25 protein-coding genes are annotated in these 24,210 nt (G+C 62.4%); 17 read left to right on the top strand and 8 right to left on the bottom strand.

Annotated features, from left to right (window positions below; genetic code table 11):
* Positions 1-109 (top strand): IS3 family transposase (locus L6D80_RS15950; protein ID WP_135199453.1); only part of this gene is annotated, 109 nt, incomplete at its 5' end.
* A gap of 15 nt (positions 110-124) precedes the next feature.
* On the opposite strand, the gene L6D80_RS15955 is transcribed toward L6D80_RS15950, so the two are convergent.
* The 3 genes from L6D80_RS15955 to L6D80_RS15965 all read right to left on the bottom strand — a co-directional run bounded on the left by L6D80_RS15955 (position 125) and on the right by L6D80_RS15965 (position 3,205).
* A complete protein-coding gene (locus tag L6D80_RS15955; RefSeq protein ID WP_236183056.1) occupies positions 125-802 on the bottom strand; it encodes a transporter substrate-binding domain-containing protein in 678 nt (225 codons plus the stop codon).
* Positions 803-1,040: 238 nt separating this feature from the next.
* Positions 1,041-1,556, bottom strand: a complete 516-nt coding sequence (locus L6D80_RS15960; protein ID WP_176515173.1) for a prolyl-tRNA synthetase associated domain-containing protein — start codon at positions 1,554-1,556, stop codon at positions 1,041-1,043.
* Between the two features lie 107 nt (positions 1,557-1,663).
* The gene (locus tag L6D80_RS15965; protein ID WP_176515171.1) at positions 1,664-3,205 is read right to left on the bottom strand and encodes an HAL/PAL/TAL family ammonia-lyase; all 1,542 of its coding nucleotides are present in this window, start codon (positions 3,203-3,205) and stop codon (positions 1,664-1,666) included.
* Between the two features lie 152 nt (positions 3,206-3,357).
* Between L6D80_RS15965 and L6D80_RS15970 the strand changes: the two genes are divergently transcribed.
* From L6D80_RS15970 to L6D80_RS16005, 8 genes are all read left to right on the top strand, one after another.
* Positions 3,358-4,311, top strand: a complete 954-nt coding sequence (locus tag L6D80_RS15970; protein WP_176515169.1) for a LysR substrate-binding domain-containing protein — start codon at positions 3,358-3,360, stop codon at positions 4,309-4,311.
* A 177-nt stretch (positions 4,312-4,488) separates the two neighbouring features.
* Positions 4,489-5,430: a fatty acid desaturase gene (locus L6D80_RS15975; protein ID WP_176515167.1), complete on the top strand. Its 942-nt coding sequence runs from the start codon at positions 4,489-4,491 to the stop codon at positions 5,428-5,430.
* 15 nt (positions 5,431-5,445) lie between these two features.
* Complete coding sequence (locus L6D80_RS15980) at positions 5,446-6,237, top strand: phosphate/phosphite/phosphonate ABC transporter substrate-binding protein (protein ID WP_176515166.1); 792 nt, start codon at positions 5,446-5,448, stop codon at positions 6,235-6,237.
* A 113-nt stretch (positions 6,238-6,350) separates the two neighbouring features.
* The gene (locus tag L6D80_RS15985) at positions 6,351-6,854 is read left to right on the top strand and encodes a sigma-70 family RNA polymerase sigma factor (RefSeq protein WP_054900894.1); all 504 of its coding nucleotides are present in this window, start codon (positions 6,351-6,353) and stop codon (positions 6,852-6,854) included.
* A 1-nt stretch (position 6,855) separates the two neighbouring features.
* Positions 6,856-7,812 (top strand): DUF4880 domain-containing protein, encoded by a 957-nt coding sequence (locus tag L6D80_RS15990; protein ID WP_176515164.1) that lies wholly within the window; start codon positions 6,856-6,858, stop codon positions 7,810-7,812.
* Between the two features lie 150 nt (positions 7,813-7,962).
* Complete coding sequence (locus L6D80_RS15995) at positions 7,963-10,614, top strand: TonB-dependent receptor domain-containing protein (RefSeq protein WP_371263302.1); 2,652 nt, start codon at positions 7,963-7,965, stop codon at positions 10,612-10,614.
* Positions 10,615-10,624: 10 nt separating this feature from the next.
* A complete protein-coding gene (locus L6D80_RS16000) occupies positions 10,625-11,641 on the top strand; it encodes an ABC transporter substrate-binding protein (RefSeq protein ID WP_054900896.1) in 1,017 nt (338 codons plus the stop codon).
* On the top strand, positions 11,638-12,564 hold the full coding sequence (locus L6D80_RS16005; RefSeq protein ID WP_054900897.1) for an aliphatic sulfonate ABC transporter substrate-binding protein: 927 nt from the start codon (positions 11,638-11,640) through the stop codon (positions 12,562-12,564). Before L6D80_RS16000 ends, L6D80_RS16005 begins: the two co-directional genes overlap by 4 nt.
* A gap of 31 nt (positions 12,565-12,595) precedes the next feature.
* Here the strand turns inward: L6D80_RS16005 and L6D80_RS16010 are convergent, their stop codons facing one another.
* Together L6D80_RS16010 and L6D80_RS16015 are read right to left on the bottom strand one after the other, a co-directional pair.
* Positions 12,596-13,090 carry a hypothetical protein gene (locus L6D80_RS16010; protein ID WP_176515162.1) on the bottom strand — a complete coding sequence of 165 codons (495 nt, stop codon included), beginning with the start codon at positions 13,088-13,090 and terminating at the stop codon, positions 12,596-12,598.
* A gap of 84 nt (positions 13,091-13,174) precedes the next feature.
* Positions 13,175-13,831, bottom strand: coding sequence for a YciC family protein (locus L6D80_RS16015; RefSeq protein WP_054900899.1), 657 nt, complete (start codon positions 13,829-13,831; stop codon positions 13,175-13,177).
* Between the two features lie 153 nt (positions 13,832-13,984).
* Here L6D80_RS16015 and L6D80_RS16020 point away from each other — a divergent pair, with 153 nt between their 5' ends.
* The 4 genes from L6D80_RS16020 to L6D80_RS16035 all read left to right on the top strand — a co-directional run bounded on the left by L6D80_RS16020 (position 13,985) and on the right by L6D80_RS16035 (position 17,703).
* Entirely contained in the window at positions 13,985-14,746 is a 762-nt protein-coding gene (locus L6D80_RS16020) for a DUF2076 domain-containing protein (RefSeq protein ID WP_176515159.1), read from the top strand.
* 64 nt (positions 14,747-14,810) lie between these two features.
* The gene (locus tag L6D80_RS16025; protein WP_054900901.1) at positions 14,811-15,290 is read left to right on the top strand and encodes a LabA-like NYN domain-containing protein; all 480 of its coding nucleotides are present in this window, start codon (positions 14,811-14,813) and stop codon (positions 15,288-15,290) included.
* A gap of 120 nt (positions 15,291-15,410) precedes the next feature.
* The gene (gene yedA, locus L6D80_RS16030) at positions 15,411-16,325 is read left to right on the top strand and encodes a drug/metabolite exporter YedA (protein WP_176515157.1); all 915 of its coding nucleotides are present in this window, start codon (positions 15,411-15,413) and stop codon (positions 16,323-16,325) included.
* Positions 16,326-16,380: 55 nt separating this feature from the next.
* On the top strand, positions 16,381-17,703 hold the full coding sequence (locus tag L6D80_RS16035) for an RNA helicase RhlE1 (protein WP_176515155.1): 1,323 nt from the start codon (positions 16,381-16,383) through the stop codon (positions 17,701-17,703).
* A 39-nt stretch (positions 17,704-17,742) separates the two neighbouring features.
* Here the strand turns inward: L6D80_RS16035 and L6D80_RS16040 are convergent, their stop codons facing one another.
* The 3 genes from L6D80_RS16040 to pmrG all read right to left on the bottom strand — a co-directional run bounded on the left by L6D80_RS16040 (position 17,743) and on the right by pmrG (position 20,833).
* Positions 17,743-18,984: a TIGR03862 family flavoprotein gene (locus L6D80_RS16040; RefSeq protein ID WP_176515153.1), complete on the bottom strand. Its 1,242-nt coding sequence runs from the start codon at positions 18,982-18,984 to the stop codon at positions 17,743-17,745.
* Positions 18,985-19,132: 148 nt separating this feature from the next.
* The gene (locus tag L6D80_RS16045; RefSeq protein ID WP_054900905.1) at positions 19,133-20,047 is read right to left on the bottom strand and encodes a histone deacetylase family protein; all 915 of its coding nucleotides are present in this window, start codon (positions 20,045-20,047) and stop codon (positions 19,133-19,135) included.
* A gap of 99 nt (positions 20,048-20,146) precedes the next feature.
* Positions 20,147-20,833 carry a lipopolysaccharide core heptose(II)-phosphate phosphatase PmrG gene (gene pmrG / locus L6D80_RS16050; protein WP_176515151.1) on the bottom strand — a complete coding sequence of 229 codons (687 nt, stop codon included), beginning with the start codon at positions 20,831-20,833 and terminating at the stop codon, positions 20,147-20,149.
* A 148-nt stretch (positions 20,834-20,981) separates the two neighbouring features.
* Between pmrG and L6D80_RS16055 the strand changes: the two genes are divergently transcribed.
* The 4 genes from L6D80_RS16055 to L6D80_RS16070 all read left to right on the top strand — a co-directional run bounded on the left by L6D80_RS16055 (position 20,982) and on the right by L6D80_RS16070 (position 24,197).
* Positions 20,982-21,554 carry a GNAT family N-acetyltransferase gene (locus L6D80_RS16055; RefSeq protein ID WP_176515149.1) on the top strand — a complete coding sequence of 191 codons (573 nt, stop codon included), beginning with the start codon at positions 20,982-20,984 and terminating at the stop codon, positions 21,552-21,554.
* 91 nt (positions 21,555-21,645) lie between these two features.
* A complete protein-coding gene (gene tesB, locus L6D80_RS16060) occupies positions 21,646-22,515 on the top strand; it encodes an acyl-CoA thioesterase II (protein WP_176515147.1) in 870 nt (289 codons plus the stop codon).
* Positions 22,512-23,102: an HAD family hydrolase gene (locus tag L6D80_RS16065; RefSeq protein ID WP_054900909.1), complete on the top strand. Its 591-nt coding sequence runs from the start codon at positions 22,512-22,514 to the stop codon at positions 23,100-23,102. The genes tesB and L6D80_RS16065 overlap by 4 nt, the downstream gene beginning before the upstream one ends.
* A gap of 84 nt (positions 23,103-23,186) precedes the next feature.
* Positions 23,187-24,197 (top strand): zinc-dependent alcohol dehydrogenase family protein, encoded by a 1,011-nt coding sequence (locus L6D80_RS16070; protein WP_176515145.1) that lies wholly within the window; start codon positions 23,187-23,189, stop codon positions 24,195-24,197.
* Positions 24,198-24,210: the final 13 nt, after the last annotated feature.

Genomic DNA, 24,210 nt, shown 5'->3' on the forward strand with positions numbered 1-24,210 from the left:
CGATTACATCGAAATGTTCTATAACCCTAAACGCCGACACAGCAGTGCTATGCAGCTGTCTCCAATAGAGTATGAGAAACGCTATTTCCTGAGCTTGGAGAGTGTCTAGGAAACCAGGGGCGATTCAATATTCACGAACGGTAGCGACATCTTTGAAGTTCTCATCGATGAATTTCGTGTAAACAATGCCTGAAGCAATGCCGATGGTTTTGCCTTTCAAAGCCGTCCGTAACGCCTCTACACCTTCTCGGATTTCTTTCGGATCTGTCCCTAGCGTAACAGCGTTGCTCGCCCCAGGTTTGCCAGGAAGAAGTGCGGCATCCAGGGCGACAAAACTGGCGGGTGTTTGAGCATAGGGGATTGAAAAGGCCATGACCTTTTTCCGGTCTTCGGTGATGACAATCGCATCCATCAACACGTCGAATTTACCCGCGTTGAGGCTCGCGATCATGCCATCCCAGTTCTGGACGACGATGTTGCATCGCAGCTTCATCTTTTCGCAGAGATGATCCATGAGCTCGGGCTCAAAGCCACTGATTTTTCCACCTGGTAATGTCAGATTCCAAGGCTCGTAAGCACCTTCGGTTGCGATATTAATGGATGTCCACTCTTTTGCCTGCAACACAGAGCTCCCTGCCAACGCCATTGCAGCTATAGCCATAGAACCTAACCAACGCGATTTTTTATATACCATTTTGTTTTTCCAATACCTTATATTGATAAGCTTGTGGTTGCGGCCCGGTTGAGCTTGGGCGTAGGCGCTACCGTTATGTGTCGAAGGCTGGGTCTTGTGGTTGCTCACTCCTCTTTTACTAAAATCCAGTATGTACGCTGAGCGTGCACGAAGTGATGTTTGAGGTGCGGTAAATATAAGCAAGAATGTTGCCAGTTCTAAATTGGCCCTAACCGCCTGATTTTTCGAGGCCCGTGCGGATAGGGGGGGTTATGTTGCCTCTTTATGGGTCAATAAGTAGCGCTGTGAGCACATTAGGCTCATTTGGCCACCGTCGCATGCGCCTATAGGTGGGTCCAACCAGAGGTTACCCGCTGCCCGTTTTTAATGTGATGAAATTGTCTACAAAAATGGGTTTGAAACCCAAGTGTTCGAGAAACCTCGACATCCCTGCTACTGAGAGTGATAGGGTTGCTGTATTGATAAGTGGATGACACAGTAGCCGTTCCGACAACCAAATCGATGGGTCTATCACCACTTGTGTGAGGCGTGCTGAATCATTACACAGCGCCAGCAAAGAAACGGCTCCGCGTTCAACGCCGAGGGTTTCCATCAGGCGACCAGAAGAGGCGAACCTTAGGCCTTTGATGCCCAGTGTTTGTGAGAGCGCATGCAGGTCAAGCCGCTGATGGCTCTTGATAACTACCAAGGTGTGATGATTTCCTTTTTTGTCACACAAAAAAATATTTTTAAGCGATTCGCCCTGGATGGCGATGTTCAAGCGCGCTGCGTCCTCACACGTGTGAACCGCTTCGTGCTCTACGTACTGATAGGGAATTGAAAGGGCGTCCAGTAACTGAGTGGCGTTAGTTGAATGGCGCATGGTGAGGGCTCGCTCGCACTACGGGTTGAACTTTTACCGATGGGTTTTTGTTGTATGACAAAAAGCCTGCCACTCAGAAAGTGGCAGGCCGGGCAATTTCCACGCTGCTAGTTCAGGTGTTTTGAAAGAAGCGCGTTGATCTTGCCGCTCCGAACGTGATCAATGACACTGACCATGTCGTTGTAGAAAACGCGATCATTATCCGCTACGGGGACTTCGGTTCTGACCAGGTCATAGACTGCTTTGGTGGTACTCGATGCCTTGGTCACGTCATGGAAGTCTAGCGCCTGGCAGCCGACCAGTAGTTCAATGGCGAGGACGGATTCCAATTTCTGGGACACTTTGTAGGCTTTGATCGCTGCATTGTAGGCCAGACTTACCGGGTCCTCCTGGTTGCCACAGGTAGAGACACTATCAACAGAGGAGGGGTAAGACAGCGTTTTCATTTCAGCGTACAAACCGGCTGCCGTGTACTGCACGATCATGTACCCGCTATTCAGGCCAGGGTTGCGAACCAAAAATGCTGGCATCTCGCTGAAGTGCGAGTTGACCATGCGGTCAGTCCGCCTTTCGGATATTTTTGCGAGGTTGGTAAGGGCGACACACAGGGTGTCCGCCGAAATACCTACGTAGGTGCCATCAAAGTTTGCGCCCGAAATGGCAATCCCGTCGTCATCCCCCAAGGGGTAAATAACAGGGTTATCGCCAGACGATCTTATTTCGCGCTCAATGCTGTCCCGGGTGTAGTTGATGAACTGCTTGGAGGCGCCGTGCACTTGAGGGATCGCTCGAAGGCTATACACATCTTGTAGGCGGTAATCGATGTTTTCATCGACTAACTTGCTGTCCTTGAGAATGGTCTTTATGGTGGCTGCTGTGGCTGCCTGTTCTGTGTGGGCTTTGATCGAGTGATAGCGGGGGTCGAAGGCTCGGATGGTGCCTTTGAGTGCTTCAAGTGACAGAGCGGCCGCAACGTCCGCGACCTCAGCGGCTTGCATGGCATTGTAAAGCGCCAGGATGGTAATGCCGGTCACCGAGGTGGTGCCGTTCAACATCGCGAGGCCTTCTTTGCACTGCAAATCTGTTGGTTCCAGTCCAACTTGTTTTAAGGCGGTGGCGCCGTCAATGAGTTCACCACCTTTAACGCTGGCACGGCCTTCACCGAGCAGAACCAGCGCCAGATGGCCTTCTACCGCCAGATAGCCTACCGATCCTTCGCCTGGGGCATAGGGCACGACATCATTGTTCAATAGGCCAGCGATCAATTCGAGCAGTTCAAAGCGGACCCCTGAGTAACCTTTGCCCAAACTGATCAGGATCATCAACTGGATCGCGCGTACCTGTTCACGGGCGAGGGGCTCCCCCACAGCGACCGCGTGGGACCGTACAATATTGACTTGTAACTCTTTTGCATTTTCGGGCGATATCACATGCTTGACGTTATCGCCGAACCCCGTCGTTACGCCATACACCAAGCGATTCTCATCAAGGAAGCGCTCAATCAACCCCCGTGATTTTTTCACCCGGGTGACGTAGCTGTCCGCAAATGAGACTTTGGCTGCGTACCGGGCGACTGCCACGAATTCTTCAATTGTCGGCTCTCGGTCGCCTAGAACAACGTGAGTGATCTGCTGGGGCATGACGTTCATCGAAGACTCCAAAAATGAAAAGTTGACGGGCTGGTTGGCAGCGCATCGCCCCACCCTGAGCCTGAATTGAGCTTAAGGGTTGCCTTCGTTGAAGAAAATATGGCATTTCCTGTGAGTTTTTGTAGAATTTCTAAACTATTTTGGAGGCCACCATGAGCCGTCTACCTCCCTTGCGAGCACTGCAGGTGTTTGAAACCGTTGGCCACTGCGGAGGGATATCTCAGGCGGCCAGGCGTTTAGGTATTTCGGTTGGCGCGGTAAGCCAGCAAATGAAATTGCTCGAAGACGCTTTGGGCATGAAGTTGACGCTAAAGGATGGGCAGCGTATTCGGCTGAACACGGTCGGCGAGCGATTCCATGCGCGTTGCTCGACAGCGTTTGAAGAGCTGAGGGTGGCGGTTTCCGAAGCTGAAAGGGCAAAAAATCCAAACAACCTGTATGTCAGTTGTTTGCCTTCATTGATGGTCAAATGGCTCGCACCGCTCGTCGACGAGTGGGGGAGTGGCGAAAGTGATCTGGATATTTATCTCGACAGTACGCTAGAGGATACCTCGGAGGAGGAAATCGCCGATTTCAGGATAGGTTATGGGGAACACCCTCAGCACGCAGCGCACAGTGTGCTTCTCTTCAGAGACTGCGTTGTACCTACCTGTTCACCGCTTCTGCTCGAAAGGGTAGGGTGTGCGCGTGAACTGCTTGAGCACCGGCTGATAGGGATTGACTCTCGCCCGAAATTTGATTCACCGCCCTCTTGGACACAATGGTTCGAGGCATTGGAGGGTAAGACGGGAGTGCCCATCGCCATACGCCGAAACTACTCCTCCTCCAGTGCTGCTATTCAGGCGGCCATCGATCAGCAAGGCATTGTATTAGCCCAATTTTCAATGATTGCACGTGATGTGGGTGCCGGCCGATTGGTAATCCCCTGGCCGTTCGCTGTACCTCTCCCTGCGCCCTACTATTTAAGTTGGCATCCAAATACGCTTCACAAGCACCAGTGCCGAGCGTTCCAGCGGTGGATAATCGGGCAGGGGCAAAAGCAGGATAAAATTACGGCTGCAATGCTTGTTGATTCTTGGCCTTCTGCGGTCATGGATCACTCGTAGATCCCTTGCCTCAGTCGCTCCCGCAGCACGCGTGATGGCAGGTTCGTGAGGGTGATCAAGTAGTCTCGCGCTGCTTTTAGAATCAGTTTTAATCTATTTATAACAAAACGATCTGCAAGTTTTCCGCGCCTCGCGCCACAGGCATCAGGAAACCGGAAAACCTGCAGGCCACCGCCAATGCCTTTTTACCTCGACGATGCCCAGCGCGAAGACTTGCTGCGCTTGCAACGCAGCTTCACCGGACGCACCGAATGGCCAACCTGGCTGCTGCTGGCGCTGGTCTACGGCGGCTGGTTTGCCATGTTGCCATTGAGCCACCTGCTGGGCGTCTGGCTCACCACGGCTGTGCTGATCCCGCTGCTGGTGTTGTGGCTGTCGTTGCAGCATGAACTGCTGCACGGCCACCCCACGCGCCTGAACTGGCTGAACAAAGCCCTGGGCTACATGCCCTTTGCCGTCTGGTACCCCTACACCCTGTATCGCGACAGCCACCTGCGCCACCACCGCGATGAGGACTTGACCGTGCCCGGCCTCGACCCGGAGAGCCGTTACCTGAGCGCCCACCACTGGCAACGCAGCGGTGCTGTGGTGCGGGGGCTTTCGTGGGTTGGCAAGACGGTGCCGGGGCGGCTGTTGATCGGCGCGCCACTGGCCTTGTTCGGCCTGGCGCGCGAGGAGTTGGCGCGGCTGGCCCGCGGCGATCGCCAGGCTTGGGCCATGTGGGCGACCCATGGCGTGTGCTGCGTGCTGATGCTCGCCCTGGTTGCCCGCTTCAGTGCGCTCTCGGTGGCGCATTACCTGTTCCTGGTCAGCGTGCCGGCGCTGGGGGTGGCGATGCTTCGTTCGTTCTACGAGCACCGGCCCAGCCTGCGCCCGGAGCAGCGCACGGTCATCAACGAGGCGGGCCGGCCCTGGTCGTGGCTGTTCCTGCACAACAACCTGCACCTGGTGCATCACGATATCCCGGGGCTGCCCTGGTACTTTATCCCCCACGTTTACCGCCAGCACCGCGAGCAATGGCTGGCGCGCAGCGGCGGTTTTCTGGTGCGTGGGTACGGTGAGCTGGTGCGCCGGCACAGCCTGGCACCCATCGACAGCCCCCGACACCCTTTTGCCTGATCTGGAACCCTGCCCATGACTGAAGGATTCGCCGAGCTGTCCATGTACGTCGCCCCGCCGCGGGTGTGTGAGGCCAGCGAGGCCTGGCTGACGCGCATCGTGCAGTTGCTCGATGCCCGTCGCGAACCTGTCGCCGACCTGGAGCCGTTGCAGGTGTGGCGTTCGCCCCGCCTGTTGCTGGCGCAAACCTGCGGTTACCCGTTGATGACCCTGTTGCGCGGCCAGGTGCGGCTGATCGGCAAGCCGCGCTACGAACTGCCCCACGCCCAGGCAGGCAACCATTGCAGCCTGGTGTTGGCCCGCGCCGATGACCCGCGCCAGACGCTGGCGGCCTTCTTTGGCAGCCACGGCCTGGTCAACAGCCCGGACTCCAACTCTGGCATGAACCTGTTCCGCCACCTGTTGGCACCCTTGCAACGCGAGGGCCGGTTCTTCGCCGGCGTCACCTTCACCGGCGGCCACCGCAACAGCCTGCGCGCCTTGCGCGAGGGAAGAGGCGACCTGGCGGCGATCGACAGTGTGACCTACGACTACCTGGCCCGCGACCATAGCTCGGAGGTTGACGGCCTGCGCATAGTCGCTCGCACCGCCAGCGGCCCGAACCTGCCTTTCATTGGCCCCTTGGGGTTGAGCGATGAACAGGCCGAGGGCGTGCGCTTGGCGATGAATCGCGCCCTGCGCGAACTGCCGGAGGTGGCCAACGTCTTGGCCATCAGCGAAGTGCTGCCGGCCAGCGAAGCCGAATACCAGATCCTGCTGGAGTACGAGCGCGAAGCAGCGCAACGGGGTCTGCCCGTTCTTGAATAGCTAAATAGAATATAAAAAGCACTTTTAAATATTTTTAAAGAATAAGCGATCCGTCTAGGATCGGCTCACCGGACCACCGGACATACCCCATCTGCATTTTTTATGGAGCGCCCATGTCCGGTCGCGAAAACCCGCACGGCGAGTACGTCGGCAGCCTGTTCCGCAGCCATTATCCGTGGCTGTGCGCACGCTTGCGCCGGCACTTGGGCCCTGGCGCCGAGGACGTTGCCGCCGATACCTTCGTGCAACTGCTCAGCGCCCCCGACGTGGTGCCGATCCAGCAGCCGCGCGCGCTGCTGACCACCATTGCCCAGCGCCTGATGTACCAGCTCTGGCGGCGGCGGGACCTGGAGCGGGCTTACCTTGACACCTTGCTGGACGACGAAGAATGCCTGGCGCCGTCACCGGAGTCGCTGGCCCAGATGATCGAAGCGCTGCAAGCGATCGATGCCTTGCTCGATGGGCTACCCGCCAAGGTCAAGGCGACGTTCCTGCTGTCGCAACTCAACGGCCTGACTTATCCACAGATCGCCCAGGAGCTGGGTATTTCCCAGCGCTCGGTGAGCGACTACATGGCCAAGGCCTTCAACCGTTGCCTCAAGCTCTCACTGGACTGACATGCACAACGTCGACGAACAGCAACGCTTGATCGAGCAGGCCACCCAATGGCTGGTCCTGCTGCGCTCAGGGCAGGCCAGTGCCGAGGACTACCTGGCGTTCCAGGCTTGGCGTGGTGAGGACCCGCGGCGTGAGCAACTGTGCCAGCGGCTGGAGATCACCTTGGGCGTATTCCAGGTGCCGCTGGCCTTGGGCATCGACGGCCAGCGGGTCCAGCGCGTGCTGCAGGCGCCTTCCGGGCGTCGGCGGTTCCTCCAGCGGGCGCTGGTCGGCGCGGGGGTAGCAGTGGGTGTGGGCCTTAGCCTCAAGCACTCGCCCTTGCCTGGCCTGGGGCTGGGCGCCGACCTGAGCACCCGCACTGGCGAGCGCCAGAACATTCACCTACCCGATGGCAGCCAACTGCTGCTCAATGCCCAGAGCCAGGCCGATGTACGGTTCGATGCCCAGCAGCGGCTGCTCAGGTGGCGAGGGGGAGAGGGCCGGCTGGAAGTGGTCGACGACGCTCGCCCCTTCGTGGTGCACACCGAAGTCGGCAGCATCAGTGCGCAGTCCGCCCGGCTGCTGTTGCGCGAGCGTGATGGGCTGTGCCGGGTCTGTGCGCTGGCCGGGGTGCTGGAGGTCAGCAACCTGGGCGGTGACCGGCTGCAGTTGCGCAAGGGGCAGGGGGTAAGTTTCGACCGTTTGAGCTTTGCCGCGGTGCTGCCATTGCGCGGTGGCGAAGGGGCCTGGGTCGATGGGCTGCTGGAGGTACGCGATACCCCGCTGGCAGAGGTGATCGACGCGCTGCGGCCCTATCGCCAGGGGGTACTGCGGCTGGAGCCGGCGGTGGCCGGGTTGCGTGTCAGCGGCTTGTACCGGCTGGACCAGAGTGACCTGGTACTCGAAGCGCTGACGCGTACCCTGCCGATCAAGGTCAGCCGGTACAGCCAGTATTGGGTGACTATCTCGGCAGCCTGACACCAATAACACGTGGCACAGGCGCTGGAAATCGCCCGGTTCTAACGACATAACCAATTGATCTGCAAGATTTCCCACCCCCATGCCACACCTCAGTTGTAAACGCTGCCGAGGGGGGCAGTGTCATTGGGTTCCTTGGGGGGAATCGTTGTGCGCCATACCGATAAAAACCGTTCCAGCATTCGTTTCAAACGCAACGCCCTGGCCTTCGGGCCGCTGCTTGGCCTGCTGATCGGCGCCGCTCAGGCTGCCGATCAGCAGGCGTTCCACATCCAGGCCGGCCCGCTGGACGAAGTGTTGCTGAACATCAGCCGGCAAAGCGGCCAGGTGATTTCCTTCTCGCCGGAAGTCGAGCGTTACTCATCGGGCGCCATCGACGGCAACCTTACCGCCGAGCAAGCCGTGGATGCCGCCCTGCGCGGCACCGGCCTGCAACTGCAAGTCAGCCCGGGCGGCGCCTTCATTATCAAGGAAGGCGCTGCTGCGCCCACTACCGCCGCCGCACCGGTCGTGCAAACGTCGGCGCCCAGTGCGCCAACCCTGGACCGGGTCATCGCCATCGGCACCCGGCGCAGCGATGCCACGGCCCTGACCAGCGCAGCGCCGGTGGATGTGATCGACAGCCAGGAACTGGTCAAGACCGGCGCTACCACGCTGAACCAGGCGCTGTTCCAGTTGCTGCCGTCGTTCAACTTCCCGCAGAACCAGAGCGCCACCCGTGGCCAGAACCCCAAGGGGGCCTCGCTGCGCGGCCTGGCGCCGGACCAGACGCTGGTGCTGGTGAACGGCAAGCGCCGCCACGCCTCGGCAGTGGTGAATATCTCCGGTGGCGTGCCGTTCATTGGCGCTCAGCCGGTGGACCTGGACATGATCCCGATCAGCGCCATCGATCACGTCGAGGTGTTGCGTGACGGCGCTTCGGCGCAGTACGGCTCGGACGCGGTGGCGGGGGTCATCAACATCGTGCTCAAGGAGCGCGACAGCGGCGGCCAGTTCAACACGCAGCTGGGCAAGTACGGCCAGGGTGACGGCTTTCGCAAGAACGTCGATGGCTGGTACGGCCTTGGCCTGCCGGGCGACGGTTTCCTGACCTTGAGTTTCAACGGAGTCAACAGCAAGCCCACCGACATCGGCGACAAGTACATCGCCGATGGCCAGTTGCAGGAACACCGCTGGGGCGGTGCCAGCCGCGACAAGTTCAACCTGGCAGCCAACGCCGAGGTGGGCCTGAACGACCAGTGGCGGCTGTACAGCTTCGCCACCTATGGGCAAGACAAATCGATCAACAACACGCCGCCGCTGCTGCGTGACAACCCCAACAACGTGCAGGCGCTGTACCCCGAGGGCACGATCCCGAAGTACCGCTTCCGCTATGAGGACGCCTCGGTCACCGTCGGCTCGCGGTTTGAGGACGAGCAGATCGGCCGCCTGGACATCAGCGCCACGTATGGCCGCGACAAACACGACGAAGTGGCCTTCGACACGCTCAACCCAAGCTATGGGGTGAACAGCCCGACCAAATTCGACATCGCCACCCTGATCAACTCCCAGACCAACCTGGCAGTCGATTACGCCCGCGATGTCGGCGTGGCCTGGTCCACCCACCCGCTCACCGTCTCGGCGGGTGTGGCCTACCGTCGCGAGCAATATGAACTGCAGCCTGGCGATTTTGCCTCCTACTCCTTCGGCGGCATCGACGGTGTACAGGTGGGTGGGGTGCAGGCCTCGGGCCTCACGCCCGACGACGCCGGGACTTACAAGCGCGAGGTCGGCGGTGTGTACTTCGGCCTGGAAAACCAGGTCACCGACAAGTTCCAGGTTGGTGTTGCCGGGCGCAGCGAGCATTATTCCGACTTTGGTTCGGCCACCACCGGCAAGCTCTCGGCGCGTTATGAGTTCACGCCGCAGGTCGGCCTGCGGGGTACCATCAACAGCGCTTACCGCGCACCGACCCTGGGCCAGATCGGTACCTCTTGGACCACCACCACCAACGTCGATGTCAACGGCAACCCGGTGCTGACCCGCATTCTGCCGGTCGACCACCCGGCTGCCCAGGCCCTGGGCGCCCAGTCGCTCAAGCCGGAGAAGTCCACCAACTACTCGCTGGGCCTGGTGCTGCGCCCCACCGAACAAGCCTCGCTGACCATCGACGCCTACCAGATCGACATCCGTGACCGGCTGCTCTACAGCGGCGGCATTTCTGGCCCCGACGCCGAGCGCATCCTCACCGCGGCAGGCTTCGGCCAGTACAGCTGGGCGCAGTTCATGACCAACGCGGCCAACACCCGCACCCGCGGCGTGGACATCGTCGGCAAGTACAACCTGGGACTTGAGCGCTACGGCGACCTGGCGCTGACTGCCGGCTACACCAAGGCACGCACCACCATCGAGAAGATCCACGGCAACCCCTACGGCTTCGACGTGCTGACCCGCGAAGCCCAGGGCTTCCTCGAGCACGGCTACCCGGAAGACAAGCTGATCCTCGGCGCCACCCACTACTACGGCCCCTGGACCATCAGCCTGACCCAGACCCGTTACGGCGAGTACCGCAAGTACGCAGCCTCGGCGGCCAATGCGCAGTACGACCAGACCTTCTCGGCGCAATGGATCACCGACCTGGATGTGAACTACGCGTTCACCAAGCAACTGCGTGTCTCGATCGGTGCCAACAACCTGTTCGACAGCAAACCGGACGACTTCAACACGCGTCTGCGCCAGACCCCTGGCCAGCAATACAGCTACCTGGCGCCGTCCGCGCCGGAAGGGGCGTTCTACTACACCCGGCTGAGCTACGACTTCTAAGAGGTATCGCATGACTGTAATGAAGACACTGCTGGGCGGTGCGCTGCTTGCCCTCGGCCTTCTCGGCCAGCCGGTGACGGCGGCCGAGAAGGCTGAGCCTATCCACTTCGGTGACATCACCTGGGAAAGCGGCAGCCTGATCACCGAGATCCTGCGCACGATCGTCGAGCAGGGCTACGGCTACCCGACCGACACCCTGCCGGGCAGCACGGTGAGCCTGGAAGTGGCCTTGGCCAAGAATGACATTCAGGTGATCGGCGAGGAGTGGGCAGGGCGTAGCCCGTTCTGGGTCAAGGCCGAGGCCGAAGGCAAGGTGTTCGGCCTGGGCGACACCGTCAAAGGGGCCACCGAGGGCTGGTGGGTGCCGGAGTACGTGATCAAGGGCGACCCTGAGCGCGGCCTGGCGCCCCTGGCGCCGGAACTCAAGTCGGTGGCAGACCTGGCGCGCTACAAGGATGTATTCCGCGACCCGGAATCGCCTAACCAGGGCCGCTTCCTCAACAGCCCGACCGGTTGGACCTCGGAGATCGTCAACAGCCAGAAGCTCAAGGCGTATGGCCTGAGCGACAGCTACGTGAACTTCCGCACCGGCTCCGCTGCGGCGCTGGATGCCGAAGTGGCCGCGGCGATCCGCCGGGGCAAGCCGGTGCTGTTCTACTACTGGTCGCCCACCCCACTGCTGGGCCGCTACAAGCTGGTGCACCTGGAGGAGCCGCCGTTCGACGCCGAGGCGTGGAAGACCTTGTCCGACCCGAACAATGCCAACCCCAAGGGTTCACGCTCGCTGCCGGCGCGCCTGGCGATCGGCGTTTCGGCGCCGTTCCATGCGCGCTACCCCGAGTTGGTGGCGTTCTTCGAGAAGGTCGACCTGCCCATCGACCTGCTTAACCAGACCCTCGCCCACATGGCTGAAAAGCGCCTGGAGCCGCGCACCGTCGCGCAGGCGTTTCTACGTGAACAGCCGCAGGTGTGGACCGCCTGGGTACCGGCCGAGGTGGCCAGCAACGTGAACCGGAGTTTGAAATGATTGGACGTATCGTGATTGCCCTGGGCCTGGCATTGACCAGTGCCCTGGCCCAGGCCACCGACCCGCAGGTACTGCGTATCGGCTACCAGAAAAGCTCAGTGAACATGGTGCTTGCCCGCGAGCACAAACTGTTGGAAACGGCGCTGCCTAACACCCAGGTGCAGTGGGTCGAATTCGCAGGTGGCCCGCAGCTGATCGAAGCGCTCAACGGCGGCAGCCTGGACGTGGGCAACATCGGCGACATCCCGCCGATTTTCGCCCAGGCGGCGGGTATCGACCTGCGCTACATCGGCGTTGAGCCCAGCGATGGTCGCGGCGAAGCGATCATTGTGCCCAAGGGCAGCCCGGTGCAGCAGCTGAGCGACCTCAAAGGCAAGCGCGTGGCCCTGCAGCGGGGCTCCAGCGCGCACAGCCTGTTCCTCAAGAGCCTGCTCAAGGCCGGGATGCAACTAAGCGACGTGCAACTGGTGTTTCTGCCAGCGGCCGACGCACGCCCAGCGTTCGAGCAGGGCAAACTCGATGCCTGGGTAATCTGGGACCCGTACTACGCTGCTGCGCTGATCGATGGTAGCGCGCGGTTGCTCAGCGATGGCCAGGACGTGCACCCCAGTGGTACCTATTACATCGCCAGCCACGCGTTCACCGCGCAGCATGGCGATGCCATCGCCGCTGTGCTCGAAGCCTTGCGCCAGGCGCAACGGATCTCGGTCGAACAGCCCGAGGCCAGCATCGACAGCATGACCCGGGTGCTGGGGCTCAAGCGCGAAGTGGTCGAGCGCTTTTTCGAGCACCGCTACAACGCCCCGATCCGCCCGTTGGATGATGCCGCCATCGATACTCAACAGCGTATCGCCGACCTGTTCTTTGCCAACCGCCTGATCCCGCGCGCGGTGCAGGTAGGGGATATCGTCTACCGGCCGTAGTCGATCCCGCACGTGCACCAGGGCAGGGGTTTCAATCGGCCTGTTGGAGGAGGAAGGTGAGGGTCTCGCCTTCCTTCGTATTCAGCAGGTACATGGGCTGCCGGCTGTGGTGCGGTGTATCCAGGAGGGCGCCAACCCGGTAGCCCTCGTGGTCGCGCAGGTGGCAGATCAGGCCCTGCTCGGTTTGCTCCAGCGGTTCGATCTTCCAGTCATCGATCACTTCACTTCTCTGGTAGAAGCCCAGGTAGCTGTTGCGGCTCAGCCCAAGCTTTTTCGGCGGGTGCGAGTGGTCGGGCAGGGTGATGTGGTAGTGCAGTCGGTCTTGCGTATGGGCCTCGAAGGCAAAGTGCAAGGCCAGGGAGGCGGCGTTGCCGCCTGCCATCAGCCAGTCGTCCTGTGGCGTGATGCCCCAGTGCCATTTATCGCGGCTGCAGCTCAGCCGCAGGGGCACATAGCGGTCGGCTGCAATCGCGTACAGCGAGCCGTGGAACGATCGGGCGTAAGCGCTCTGAAGGGCTTGGTCCATGGGAGTGTCTCCGAGGTCAATGGGCCTTGCACCTTATGGCCCATGGACGTGGCGCTGGAGACAGAACCTTTTCCCGGCATCCCCTCAGGCAGTGCTGTCGCTTTCGAGCAGCATGAACAGGCGATACAGCACCACGGTGCTGAACAGCTGCAGGAAGCCGCTCAGGCTGTCCAGGGCCAGTTGCACGCCGGGTGAAGGGTCGGGGAAGGCCATCAGCAACAGCCCGTCGATCAGCCAGATCGGCGCCAGTACACCGAGCACACAGATCATGATGCGCATGAAATGCCCGGTGGTCATGCGCGCGCTTTCCCGCATCGACTGCACCACTGGCAGGCCACGCAGCACCAGCAGGTACTCGGCGAACACCAGGTTGATCATGATCCATATCCCGGGGAAGACCAGCAGCGCCAGCCCGGCCATGATCAGCAGCGAGCTGATCAGGATCAGCAGGGCCAGTGGTGGCCACACCTGCACGGCGCGGGCGAACAGGTCGCGCTTGGGCACGTCCTGACCATTGCTGCGGGTGTCGAGGTAGAGGATCAAGGCGGCACTGTAGAGCGGGTAGATCAGCAGGGTGATCAGCATGCCGTAGGCCGGCGAGGCCTGTTCGCCCATCTGCCGGTACAGCAGCTGGGTCAACAGGGATTCCAGCACCACCAGTGGCAGGCACAGCGGGATGATGTTCGCCAGGTGGCGGCGGAAGAAGTACAGGGAGTCGCGCAGAACGCTCAGCGGATTCATCAGTCAACATCGCATGGCAGTAAAAGCAGGGCATAACTTTAGCCCAGAGCGGTCATTTGCTGAAAAAAGTTTCACCCCGCAAGTGATTGAATCCGCTGCCCATGCGCCCCATCTTTGACACGTCCGATGTCCCGCTTCCCATGAGGTAGCCCCATGAACACTGAAGAACAAACCCTGATCGATGGCCTGTTCGGCCGTCTCAAGCAAGCCGAGGACCCAAGCCAGCCACGTGATGCACAGGCACAGGCGCGGATCGAGGAGCACCTGCGCCAGCAGCCGGCGGCGCCTTATTACATGGCCCAGGCGATCCTGGTTCAGGAAGCGGCGATCAAGCGCCTGGACGAGCAGAACAAGCAGTTGGAGGCCGAGCTTCAACAGGCCCGTAGCCAGGCCGAGGCCAGCCGCTCGAGCAGCAACAGCGGCGGTGGCTTCCTGTCCAGCATCTTCGGTGGCGGGTCGCGTAATCCAGAGCCGGCACCGCAGCCACAGCGGCAGTTCTCGCCGCCCGCACCGTCGGCACCGGTGGCCCCGCAAGGTGGCTGGCGTGAGCCGAGTGCACCGGGCTACTCGCAGCCTGCGGCCGCGCAGCCAGGTTTTGGTGCGGCGCCCGCCCGTAGCGGTGCCAGCAGTTTCCTCGGTGGCGCCATGCAGACGGCGGCCGGGGTGGCCGGTGGTGTGTTGCTGGCGCAAGGTATCAGCAGCCTGTTCAGCCACCACTCGCAACCTGAAGAGATCGTCGAGGTGATCAAGGAAGAACCGGCACCGGCCAGTGACACTGGCGGCTGGAATGACCAGGGCGGGCACCAGCAGGTGGCCGACAATGGTGGCTGGGGCAGTGGTCAGGGCGGCTTTGCCGATACTGACTACGACAGCGATGACGGCGGCTTCTTCTCCGACGACGACACCTTCGTCTGAGCGGTCTGGCATACTGCGGGCATTTCCAGGGGCGCTTGGCGCCCCGTTCTGCCGAGGGTATGTAGTGAAGAAGATCGCGCTGTTCGCCGATGTGCAGAACCTCTACTACACCGTGCGCCAGGCCCATGGCTGCCACTTCAACTATGCCGCGCTGTGGGCTGATGTCAGCCGCGAAGGCGAGATCGTCGAGGCTGTGGCGTATGCCATCGACCGGGGTGACAGCAAGCAGCAGCAGTTCCAGCAGATCTTGCGCAACCTGGGGTTCGATGTGCGGCTCAAGCCGTTCATCCAGCGCAGCGATGGCTCGGCCAAAGGGGACTGGGATGTGGGGATCACCCTGGACGTGATCGATGCGGCCAGCCGGGTGGACCAGGTGGTGCTGGCTTCGGGCGACGGCGATTTCGACCTGTTGCTGGAGCGGGTAATCCAGCGGCATGGCGCCGAGGCCGTGGTGTACGGCGTGCCTGGGCTTACAGCGCTGTCGCTGATCCGGGCTGCCAGCCGGTATGTGCCGATCGAGGGGCGCTTGTTGTTGAAGCATTGAGTCGGCGGTGGCGGATTGCCTCGGCAATTGTTCCGCTCATTTAATGCTGTTTTGTAACTGATGTTTGCTTGCGAGCCTCCCTAGACTAAGCACCCGTAAACGGATTTCGAGTGCCTTCCCATGCCTGCCTCCCGTCGTTTCCCATGGCTGCTCATCGGTGCCTTCCTGGCGTTGTACCTGGTCTGGGGCTCCACCTACCTGTTCATTCACATTGGCGTCGAGTCCTGGCCGCCGATGTTGATGGCGGGTGTGCGCTTCGTCACCGCAGGTGGTCTGCTGTACGGGTTTCTGCGCTGGCGCGGTGTGCCGGCACCGACCTGGCCGCAGTGGCGGTCGGCGGGCGCCATCGGTTTCTTGCTGCTCAGCTGCGGGAATGGTGGTGTGACGGTGGCTGAGCATGCGGGCGTGGCATCGGGTGTGGCAGCGCTGGCGGTGGCCACGGTGCCGTTGTTCACCCTGTTGTTCGGCTTGCTGTTCGGCCACCGCAATTCGCGCCTGGAGTGGGCTGGCATCTTGCTGGGGCTGGTGGGTATCGGCCTGCTCAACCTGGGCTCGAACCTGCAGGCAAGCCCCATCGGTGCAGCACTGATTGTGTTCGCCGCCGCCGCCTGGGCGTTCGGTTCGGTATGGAGCAAGAACCTGCCGCTGCCACAAGGCCCGATGGCCAGTGCCGCCGAGATGCTGGTGGGGGGCGCGGTACTGCTGCTGGGCAGCGCCGTGTCGGGAGAGCGCATGACCCAGATGCCGACTGCGGCAGGCTGGGGCGCGTTGGCCTACCTGGTGCTGTTCGGCTCGATCCTGGCGTTCAGCGCCTACATGTACCTGCTCAAGAATGTGCGGCCAGCCGCTGCCACCAGCTATGCCTACGTCAACCCGGCGGTGGCGGTGTTGCTGGGCATCGTCTTTGCTGGCGAGCAGATCGGTGTGGAGGAATGCCTGGCAATGGCCGTGATCATCGGCGCGGTGGTGCTGATCGGCCTGCCCCAGTGGCGCAAAGCGCCTGAGCCTGCGTTGAAGGGCGAAATCTGCAAGTAGGGTGGGGTGTTGCGGTAAACTTGCCGCCTTCGCTGAACCCCCTGACGGTATTGCCATGAATTTCGCCAAACTCGGCCTGATCGAACCTTTGCTGCGCACATTGCAGCAACTGGACTACACCACCCCGACCCCGGTGCAGGCCCAGGCCATTCCTGCGGTGCTGGCCGGCCGCGACCTGATGGCTGCGGCCCAGACCGGCACCGGCAAAACCGCCGGCTTTGCCTTGCCTGTGCTGCAGCGCCTGGCGCTGGAAGGTGAAAAGGTCGCCAGCAATTCGATCCGCGCGCTGGTGCTGGTGCCAACCCGTGAGCTGGCCGAGCAGGTGCACAACAACGTTCGTGAGTACGCTGAAAACCTGCCGTTGAGCACCTATGCCGTTTACGGTGGGGTCAGCATCAACCCGCAGATGATGCGCCTGCGCCGTGGCGTCGACCTACTGGTGGCCACGCCGGGCCGCTTGCTCGACCTGTTCCGCCAGAATGCGGTGAAGTTCAACCAGGTCCAGACCCTGGTGCTCGACGAAGCGGACCGCATGCTCGACCTGGGCTTTGCCGAGGAGCTGCAGGCGGTGTATGCGGCGCTGCCGCGCAAACGCCAGACGCTGTTGTTCTCCGCAACCTTCTCCGACCAGATTCGCATGCTTGCAGGGTTGGCCCTGAACGACCCGCTGAGCATTGAAGTGAGCCCGCGCAACGCCGCCGCCACCTCGGTCAAGCAGTGGCTGGTGCCGGTGGACAAAAAGCGCAAGGTCGACCTGTTCTGCCACCTGCTGCGCAAGCAGCGCTGGAAGCAGGTGCTGGTGTTCGCCAAGACCCGTAACGGGGTGGATCAGTTGGTCGAGCGGTTGCTGGCTGAGGGCGTTAACGCTGACGGCATTCACGGTGATCGCCCGCAGGCGACGCGTCAGCGTGCGCTGGACAGTTTCAAGGCGCGTGAAATTCAAGTGCTGGTGGCCACCGACGTCGCAGCCCGCGGCCTGGACATCGACGACCTGCCGCTGGTGGTCAACCTCGACTTGCCCATCGTTGCCGAGGATTACGTGCACCGCATCGGCCGCACCGGCCGTGCCGGTAACAAGGGCGAGGCGATCTCGCTGGTGTGTGCCGATGAAGTGCAGTTGCTGGCGAGCATCGAAACACTGACCCGCCAGACGCTGCCACGCCATGAAGAGCCGGACTTCATCCCGGATCACCGAGTGCCGATGACCGATGCCAGCGGCCAGGTGATCAAGAAGCCGAAAAAGCCCAAGAAGCCAAAAGAGAACAGCGCCAAGCGCGGTCTTGGTCGCTGGATGGACAGCGGTGAGGAGCAGGCGCCGGTGAAGGCCGTGCGTAAAGTACCCAGCTTCAACAGCGGGCCGCGCAAACGCAAGCCCTAGTAGGCAACGCCAGCGCGTGCTTTGCAGAAGCGGGCTGGGTCAGCCTTGAGCCTTGATCCAGGCTGAGGCAGCCCGGCCGGCGCGAAGGCCGCTGGCAAAGCACGCCGTTAGCAGATACCCCCCGGTCGGGGCTTCCCAGTCCAGCATCTCGCCGGCGCAGAACACCCCCGGCATCGCCTTTAGCATCAAGCCCTCATCCAGCCCTTCGAAGCGCACGCCGCCGGCACTGCTGATTGCCTCGTCCAGCGGGCGGGTACGGACCAGCGTGATCGGCAGCGCCTTGATCGCCTGCGCCAGCGCGGGCATATCGGCAAAGGTCGCCTGATCGGTCAGTTCACGCAGCAGCGCCGCCTTTACCCCGTCGATGCCCAACTGGCTGTGCAGATGCTTCGCCATTGAGCGCGAGCCCCGGGGCTTGGCCAGCGCCTGGGCAATCTTGTCCACAGGCTTGTCCGGCAACAGGTCGAGCAGTACGGTCGCCTGGCCATCGCGGTTGATGGCTTCGCGCAGGGGGGCTGACCAGGCGTACACCAGGCTGCCTTCGACACCTTGGGCAGTGAGGATGAATTCGCCCTTGCGTGGCGCCGTGCCCGGCATGCCAAGGGCGATGTTCTTCAGCGGCGCTCCGGCGAATTTGTCCTTGAGCAATGCACTCCAGCCGGCCACTTCAAACCCGCAGTTGCTGGCTTGCAACGGTGAGATATCCACAGCGCGTTCGGCGAGCCATGGCTGCCAGGCGCCGTCGGAGCCCAGCCGTGCCCAACTGCCACCGCCGAGGGCCAGCACGACCGCATCCGCGTTTACCTGCAGTTCGCCCTGTGGATAAACCACCCGCAGCGAACCGTCGCTGTTCCAACCGACCCATCGATGCCGGTTGTGGATAACTACCCCGCTGTCGCGCAGGCGCTTGAGCCACGCACGCAGCAGTGGGGCGGCTTTCATGTCGGTGGGGAAGACCCTGCCTGAAGTGCCAACGAAGGTTTCCACACCCAGCCCGTGAATCCACTGGCGCAGGGCGTCGGCATCGAAGTCGCGGAGCAACCCGTCGATGGCATCCTGGCGCTCGGCATAGCGCGCGACGAACTGTGGATAAGGTTCGGAATGGGTAATGTTCATGCCGCCGACCCCTGCCAGCAGGAATTTGCGGCCCACCGACGGCATGGCGTCGAACAACTGCACGGCAAGGCCCGCCTGGGCCAGCGCTTCAGCAGCCATCAAACCGGCAGGGCCACCGCCGATCACGACGGCGAGGGGAGGGGAGGCGGGGCGTAGATCGGACATGGGGGCGACGGGCTGTGGAAAAGACTGCGCATTCTAGCCCAGCGCGGCCTGCATAAGCACTGATCAAAAAATAATCAATGCCACGCAGCTCAGGCGGGCAAAGGGCTGCAGACTGTTTCCCGCAGGTTATCCACAAGCGGTTCCACAGTCATTGTGAACAACCCATGACCTTCGCTGCACTGTGGTGAAGGATGCCATGGCGCCGTGCCAAGGCTTCGCGGTCCTTGCTGTAGCCACCGCCGATTACGCCGACCACCGGGATATCGCGGCCCAGGCAATGGCGCATGACATGCTCGTCACGTGCGGCAAGGCCGGCATCGGTCAGTTGCAGGTAGCCCAGGGCATCATCCTTGTGCACGTCCACGCCTGCGTCGTACAGCACCAGGTCGGGCTGATACAGCGGCAGCAGGTAATTGAGTGCGTCCTCCACCACCTTCAGGTAAGCCGCGTCGCCCATGCCCCGGGGCAGGGGGATGTCCCAGTCGCTATGGGCCTTGCGCGCCGGGAAATTCTGCTCGCAGTGCAAGGACACGGTGATGGCGTCCGGGGTGTCGTGGAGGATGCGCGCGGTACCGTCGCCCTGGTGCACGTCGCAATCGAAGATCAGCACCCGGTGCACACGCCCCGCTTCGAGCAGGTAGCGGCTGATCACTGCCAGGTCGTTGAAGATGCAGAAACCGGCCGGGTGGTCGTAGTGGGCGTGGTGCGTGCCGCCGGCCAGGTGGCAGGCCAAGCCATGCTGGAGTGCCATTTCGGCAGTCAGCAGCGAGCCGCCCACGGCGCGCACGGTGCGCCGGGCCAGGGCCTCGCTCCAGGGCAGGCCGAGGCGGCGCTGGTCCTCACGTGACAGCTCGCCATTCATGTAGCGCTCGATGTAGTCGCGATCGTGGGCCAGGGCGAGGATGTCGTTGGGGCAGATTTCCGGGCGCAGCAGCGCCTGGTCGGTGGTCAGCCCGCTGTCGACCAGGTGGTCGCGCAGCAGACGAAACTTGTCCATTGGGAAGCGGTGCTCGGGCGGGAACGCCGGGCTGTAGTCGTCGTGGTAGATCAGCGGCAACGGCATGGTGGGTTCGCAATCGGGGCCAGTGCTGATCTTGCCAGTTGTTGAGTGGTGGGCCAACTTCCAGACCGGTTCGCAGGCAAGGGTGCGCAACGGCCGCCGTTATTTACCTGCGCTCGCCAGCACCCGCTGCCAGTCCGGCTCGTTCAGCCGCCCCAGAATCCGCGCCTTGCCGTCGCCGTTGACAGACACGAACAGCGCGCTGGCATACCCGCTCTCACGCTCGCCGGCGGCCACCTGCTGCTGGCGCTGGAAGTGATCGATGCAGCCATTGTGGGTCACCAGCACCAGGTTATGCCCGGGCTGCTTGCGCGCCAGGGCCTCTTTGGCGAACTGGTTGTCACAGTTCTCCAGCCAGTCTTCGCTCGCCACGGCCTGGCCCAGGATGAAGTGCGCGGTTTGCCGGGTACGCAGTTTGGGGCTGCTGATCAGGTCGGTATTGCCCAGCCCAAGGGTACGCAGGCCCTGGCCTACCCGTGTGGCGGCCTCGCTGCCCGCGACGGTGATGCCGGTTGCATCGTCCAGGCAGGGGCCTGGCGCGCTGTCGCAGCGCTCGGCATGGCGGATCATCACGATGACGGCGCCTTCGGCCCAGTCCTGCAACAGGCCGCTGTCACTCAACTGTTGTTCGTTGCCCAGGTCCACGATATGGGTCCTCGTTGCCAACCAGGTGCTCAACGCCGCCACCACCATGCACAGGCCAAGGGCGGCACCGAGGGCGTTGCGGGACAACCGTCGCTTGCGACGGGCGTGGATGGCGGGGTGTCCCAGGGTGGTGCTGTGCAGCATGCGTCGCTCCGATGGCAGGGCCGCGCTCTGTGCCGCGGCGGATGGCGGCATTGTCTGAAGCGGCCTGTCGGAGCCCGGTGAAGGGGGTGTGAAAATTGCATTTCGCCTACGCTGTAAACTGCAGGACGGCAAAACCGGAGTACGCCCCATGACACCCATTCTTGGACTGGAAAGCGCACGGCTGGTGCTGCGCCAATGGCAGGACGATGACCTGCGCGAATTCGCTGCGCTGTGCGCCGACCCACAGGTGATGCGCTACTTTCCAGCGCCTTTGACGCGCCTGGAGAGCGCCGCGCTGATTGGCAAAATCCGCGGGCATTTCAGTGAATACGGCTTTGGCCTGTGGGCGCTGGAGCGCAAGGACAGCGGCGCCTTCATCGGCATGACCGGCCTGCTCAACGTCAACTTCGAGGCGCCCTTTGCGCCGGCTGTGGAGATTGGCTGGCGCCTGGCCCGGCGCCACTGGGGCCTGGGCTTTGCCAGCGAGGCCGCCTGGACCTGCCTGCGCTGTGCTTTCGCCCAATTGCGCCTGGAGGAGGTGGTGTCGTTCACTACCGAGGGTAATCTGCCGTCGCAGAAAGTCATGCAGGCCATTGGCATGGTCCAGGACCTGCACGGCAGCTTTGAACACCCGCGGCTGCCCAGTGGCGACCCGCTGCGCCCCCATGTGCTGTACCGCATCGACCGGGCGCGTTGGGAGCAGACCTTGCGCGCTGAATGAGCGGCCATGCGCGGCGCCAATGACAAACCCTGTATCATTTGCCTTCATGAAAGCGCCGTAGAGCTGTGATGCCTTGCTAGGAGAACCCCCGATGAGTCATGTGTTGGACGACCTGGTCGACCTGTTGAGCCTCGAGTCGATCGAGGAGAACCTGTTCCGTGGACGCAGCCAGGACCTGGGCTTCCGCCAGCTGTACGGTGGCCAGGTGTTAGGGCAGTCGCTGTCGGCGGCCAGCCAGACGGTTGAAGATGCGCGCCATGTGCATTCGCTGCATGGCTACTTCCTGCGCCCGGGCGATGCCAGCCTGCCGGTAGTGTACTCGGTAGACCGGGTGCGCGATGGCGGCAGTTTCAGCACCCGGCGGGTGACGGCCATTCAGAAGGGCAAGACCATTTTCACCTGCAGTGCGTCGTTCCAGTATGACGAGGAAGGGTTCGAGCACCAGGCGCAGATGCCTGATGTGGTCGGGCCGGAAAACCTGCCTACCGAAGTCGAACTGGCCCGCGCCATGGCCGACAACCTGCCCGAGCGCATTCGCGACAAGGTGCTGTGCGCCAAGCCCATCGAGATACGCCCGGTCACCGAACGTGACCCGTTCAACCCCAAGCCCAACGACCCGGTGAAGTACGCCTGGTTCCGCGCCGACGGCAACCTGCCGGACGTGCCAGCTTTGCACAAGTACCTGTTGGCCTACGCCTCGGACTTTGGCCTGCTGACCACCTCGCTGCTGCCCCATGGCAAATCGGTGTGGCAGCGCGACATGCAGATCGCCAGCCTCGACCACTCGCTGTGGTTCCATGGCAACCTGCGCGCCGATGACTGGCTGCTGTACGCCACCGACAGCCCGTGGGCCGGCAATGCACGTGGGTTTTGCCGGGGCAGCATCTACAACCGGGCCGGGCAACTGGTGGCATCGTCCACCCAGGAAGGTTTGATCCGCCATCGCAAGGACTGGGCATGAGCCTGGCCGATATCCGCAACTGGGTGTTCGACATGGACGGCACCCTCACCGTGGCGGTGCATGATTTTGCCGCCATCCGCGAGGCGCTGGAGATTCCGCCCGAGCACGACATCCTCACCCACCTGGCAGCGCTGCCGGCGGCGGAAGCAGCCGCCAAGCATGCCTGGTTGCTGGAGCATGAACGTGACCTGGCGGTAGCCTCGACGGCAGCCACCGGCGCGGTAGAGCTGGTGCGGGAGCTGGCCGGGCGTGGTTGCCGGCTGGGGATTCTTACCCGCAATGCGCGTGAGCTGGCGCATGTCACCCTGGAGGCCATCGGCCTGGCGGACTGCTTTGCGGTCGAGCACATCCTTGGCCGTGACGAGGCGGCGCCCAAGCCCAACCCCGATGGCCTCTTGAAGATCGCCAACGCCTGGGGTGTGGCGCCGAGCGAACTGGTGATGGTGGGCGACTACCGTTTTGATCTCGATTGCGGGCGAGCCGCCGGGGCGCGCACAGTGCTGGTGAACCTGCCGGATAACCCGTGGCCGGAGCTGGTGGATTGGCATGCAGCGGATTGCCGGGCGTTGCGGGCGTTGCTGGGCTGATTGTTCCGTTGGCAGTGCTGGCTCAATCGCGGGCAGGTACTGTCTATGCTCAACCCCAGTCTTTCCCCGAACGGAGTACCAGCCATGACCCATAAAGCCATCTACGTGCAACCCGGCGGCGGCTACGACAAGGTCGAAATCGGCACCAGCAAGGCTGCTGCCCCTCAAGCCGGCGAGATCACCGTGCGCCTGCATGCCAGCTCACTCAATTACCACGACTTTGCCGTGGTCAGCGGCATGTGGGGCCCGAGCGAGCGGCGCATACCCATGGCCGATGGTGCGGGCGAGGTCACCGCAGTCGGCGCCGGGGTCACAGAGTTCAAGGTTGGCGATCACGTGGTCAGCACCTTCTTCCCGGACTGGCTTGACGGCCAGGCGCTGGTCGAAGGCTTCGCTGCGGTCCCAGGTGACGGCATCGACGGCTACGCCCGGGAGCAGGTTACCGCCCGCGCCACCGCCTTCACCCTGGCGCCCAAGGGCTACAGCCATGCCGAGGCGGCCACGCTGACCACGGCTGGGCTCACCGCCTGGCGCGCGCTGATGAGCGACGATCACCTCAAGCCCGGCGACACCGTGCTGGTGCAGGGCACTGGCGGTGTGTCGATCTTCGCCCTGCAATTTGCCAAGCAGGCAGGTGCCTCGGTGATCGCCACCTCATCCAGCGATGCCAAGCTCGAGCGCCTCAAGGCGCTGGGTGCCGACCACCTGATCAACTACAAGACCACCCCGGCCTGGGGCGAGCAGGTACGTGAGCTCACGAATAACCGCGGCGTCGATCATGTGATCGAAGTGGGTGGGCCGGCGACCCTGGAGCAATCGATGATCGCGGCCCGGATCGGCGGGCACGTGTCGTTGATCGGCATCCTCACCGGTGTTGCCGGGCAATTGCCGCTGGTTCAGGCACTGGTGCGGCAGATCCGTCTGCAGGGCGTGCTGGTGGGCAGCCGCGCGCAGCAGCAGGCGATGGTGCGGGCGATCGATGCCAATGGCCTGCGGCCTGTAGTAGACAAGCATTTCGAGCTGGAACAGATCGTCGAAGCCTTCCGCTACCAGGAGAGCAACAGGCATTTCGGCAAGATCTGCCTGACGTGGTAAGCGGCACTGCTGT

Origin of the sequence: Pseudomonas ceruminis (assembly GCF_021602025.1) — a bacterium.
In the GTDB taxonomy this organism is placed as follows: domain Bacteria; phylum Pseudomonadota; class Gammaproteobacteria; order Pseudomonadales; family Pseudomonadaceae; genus Aquipseudomonas; species Aquipseudomonas ceruminis.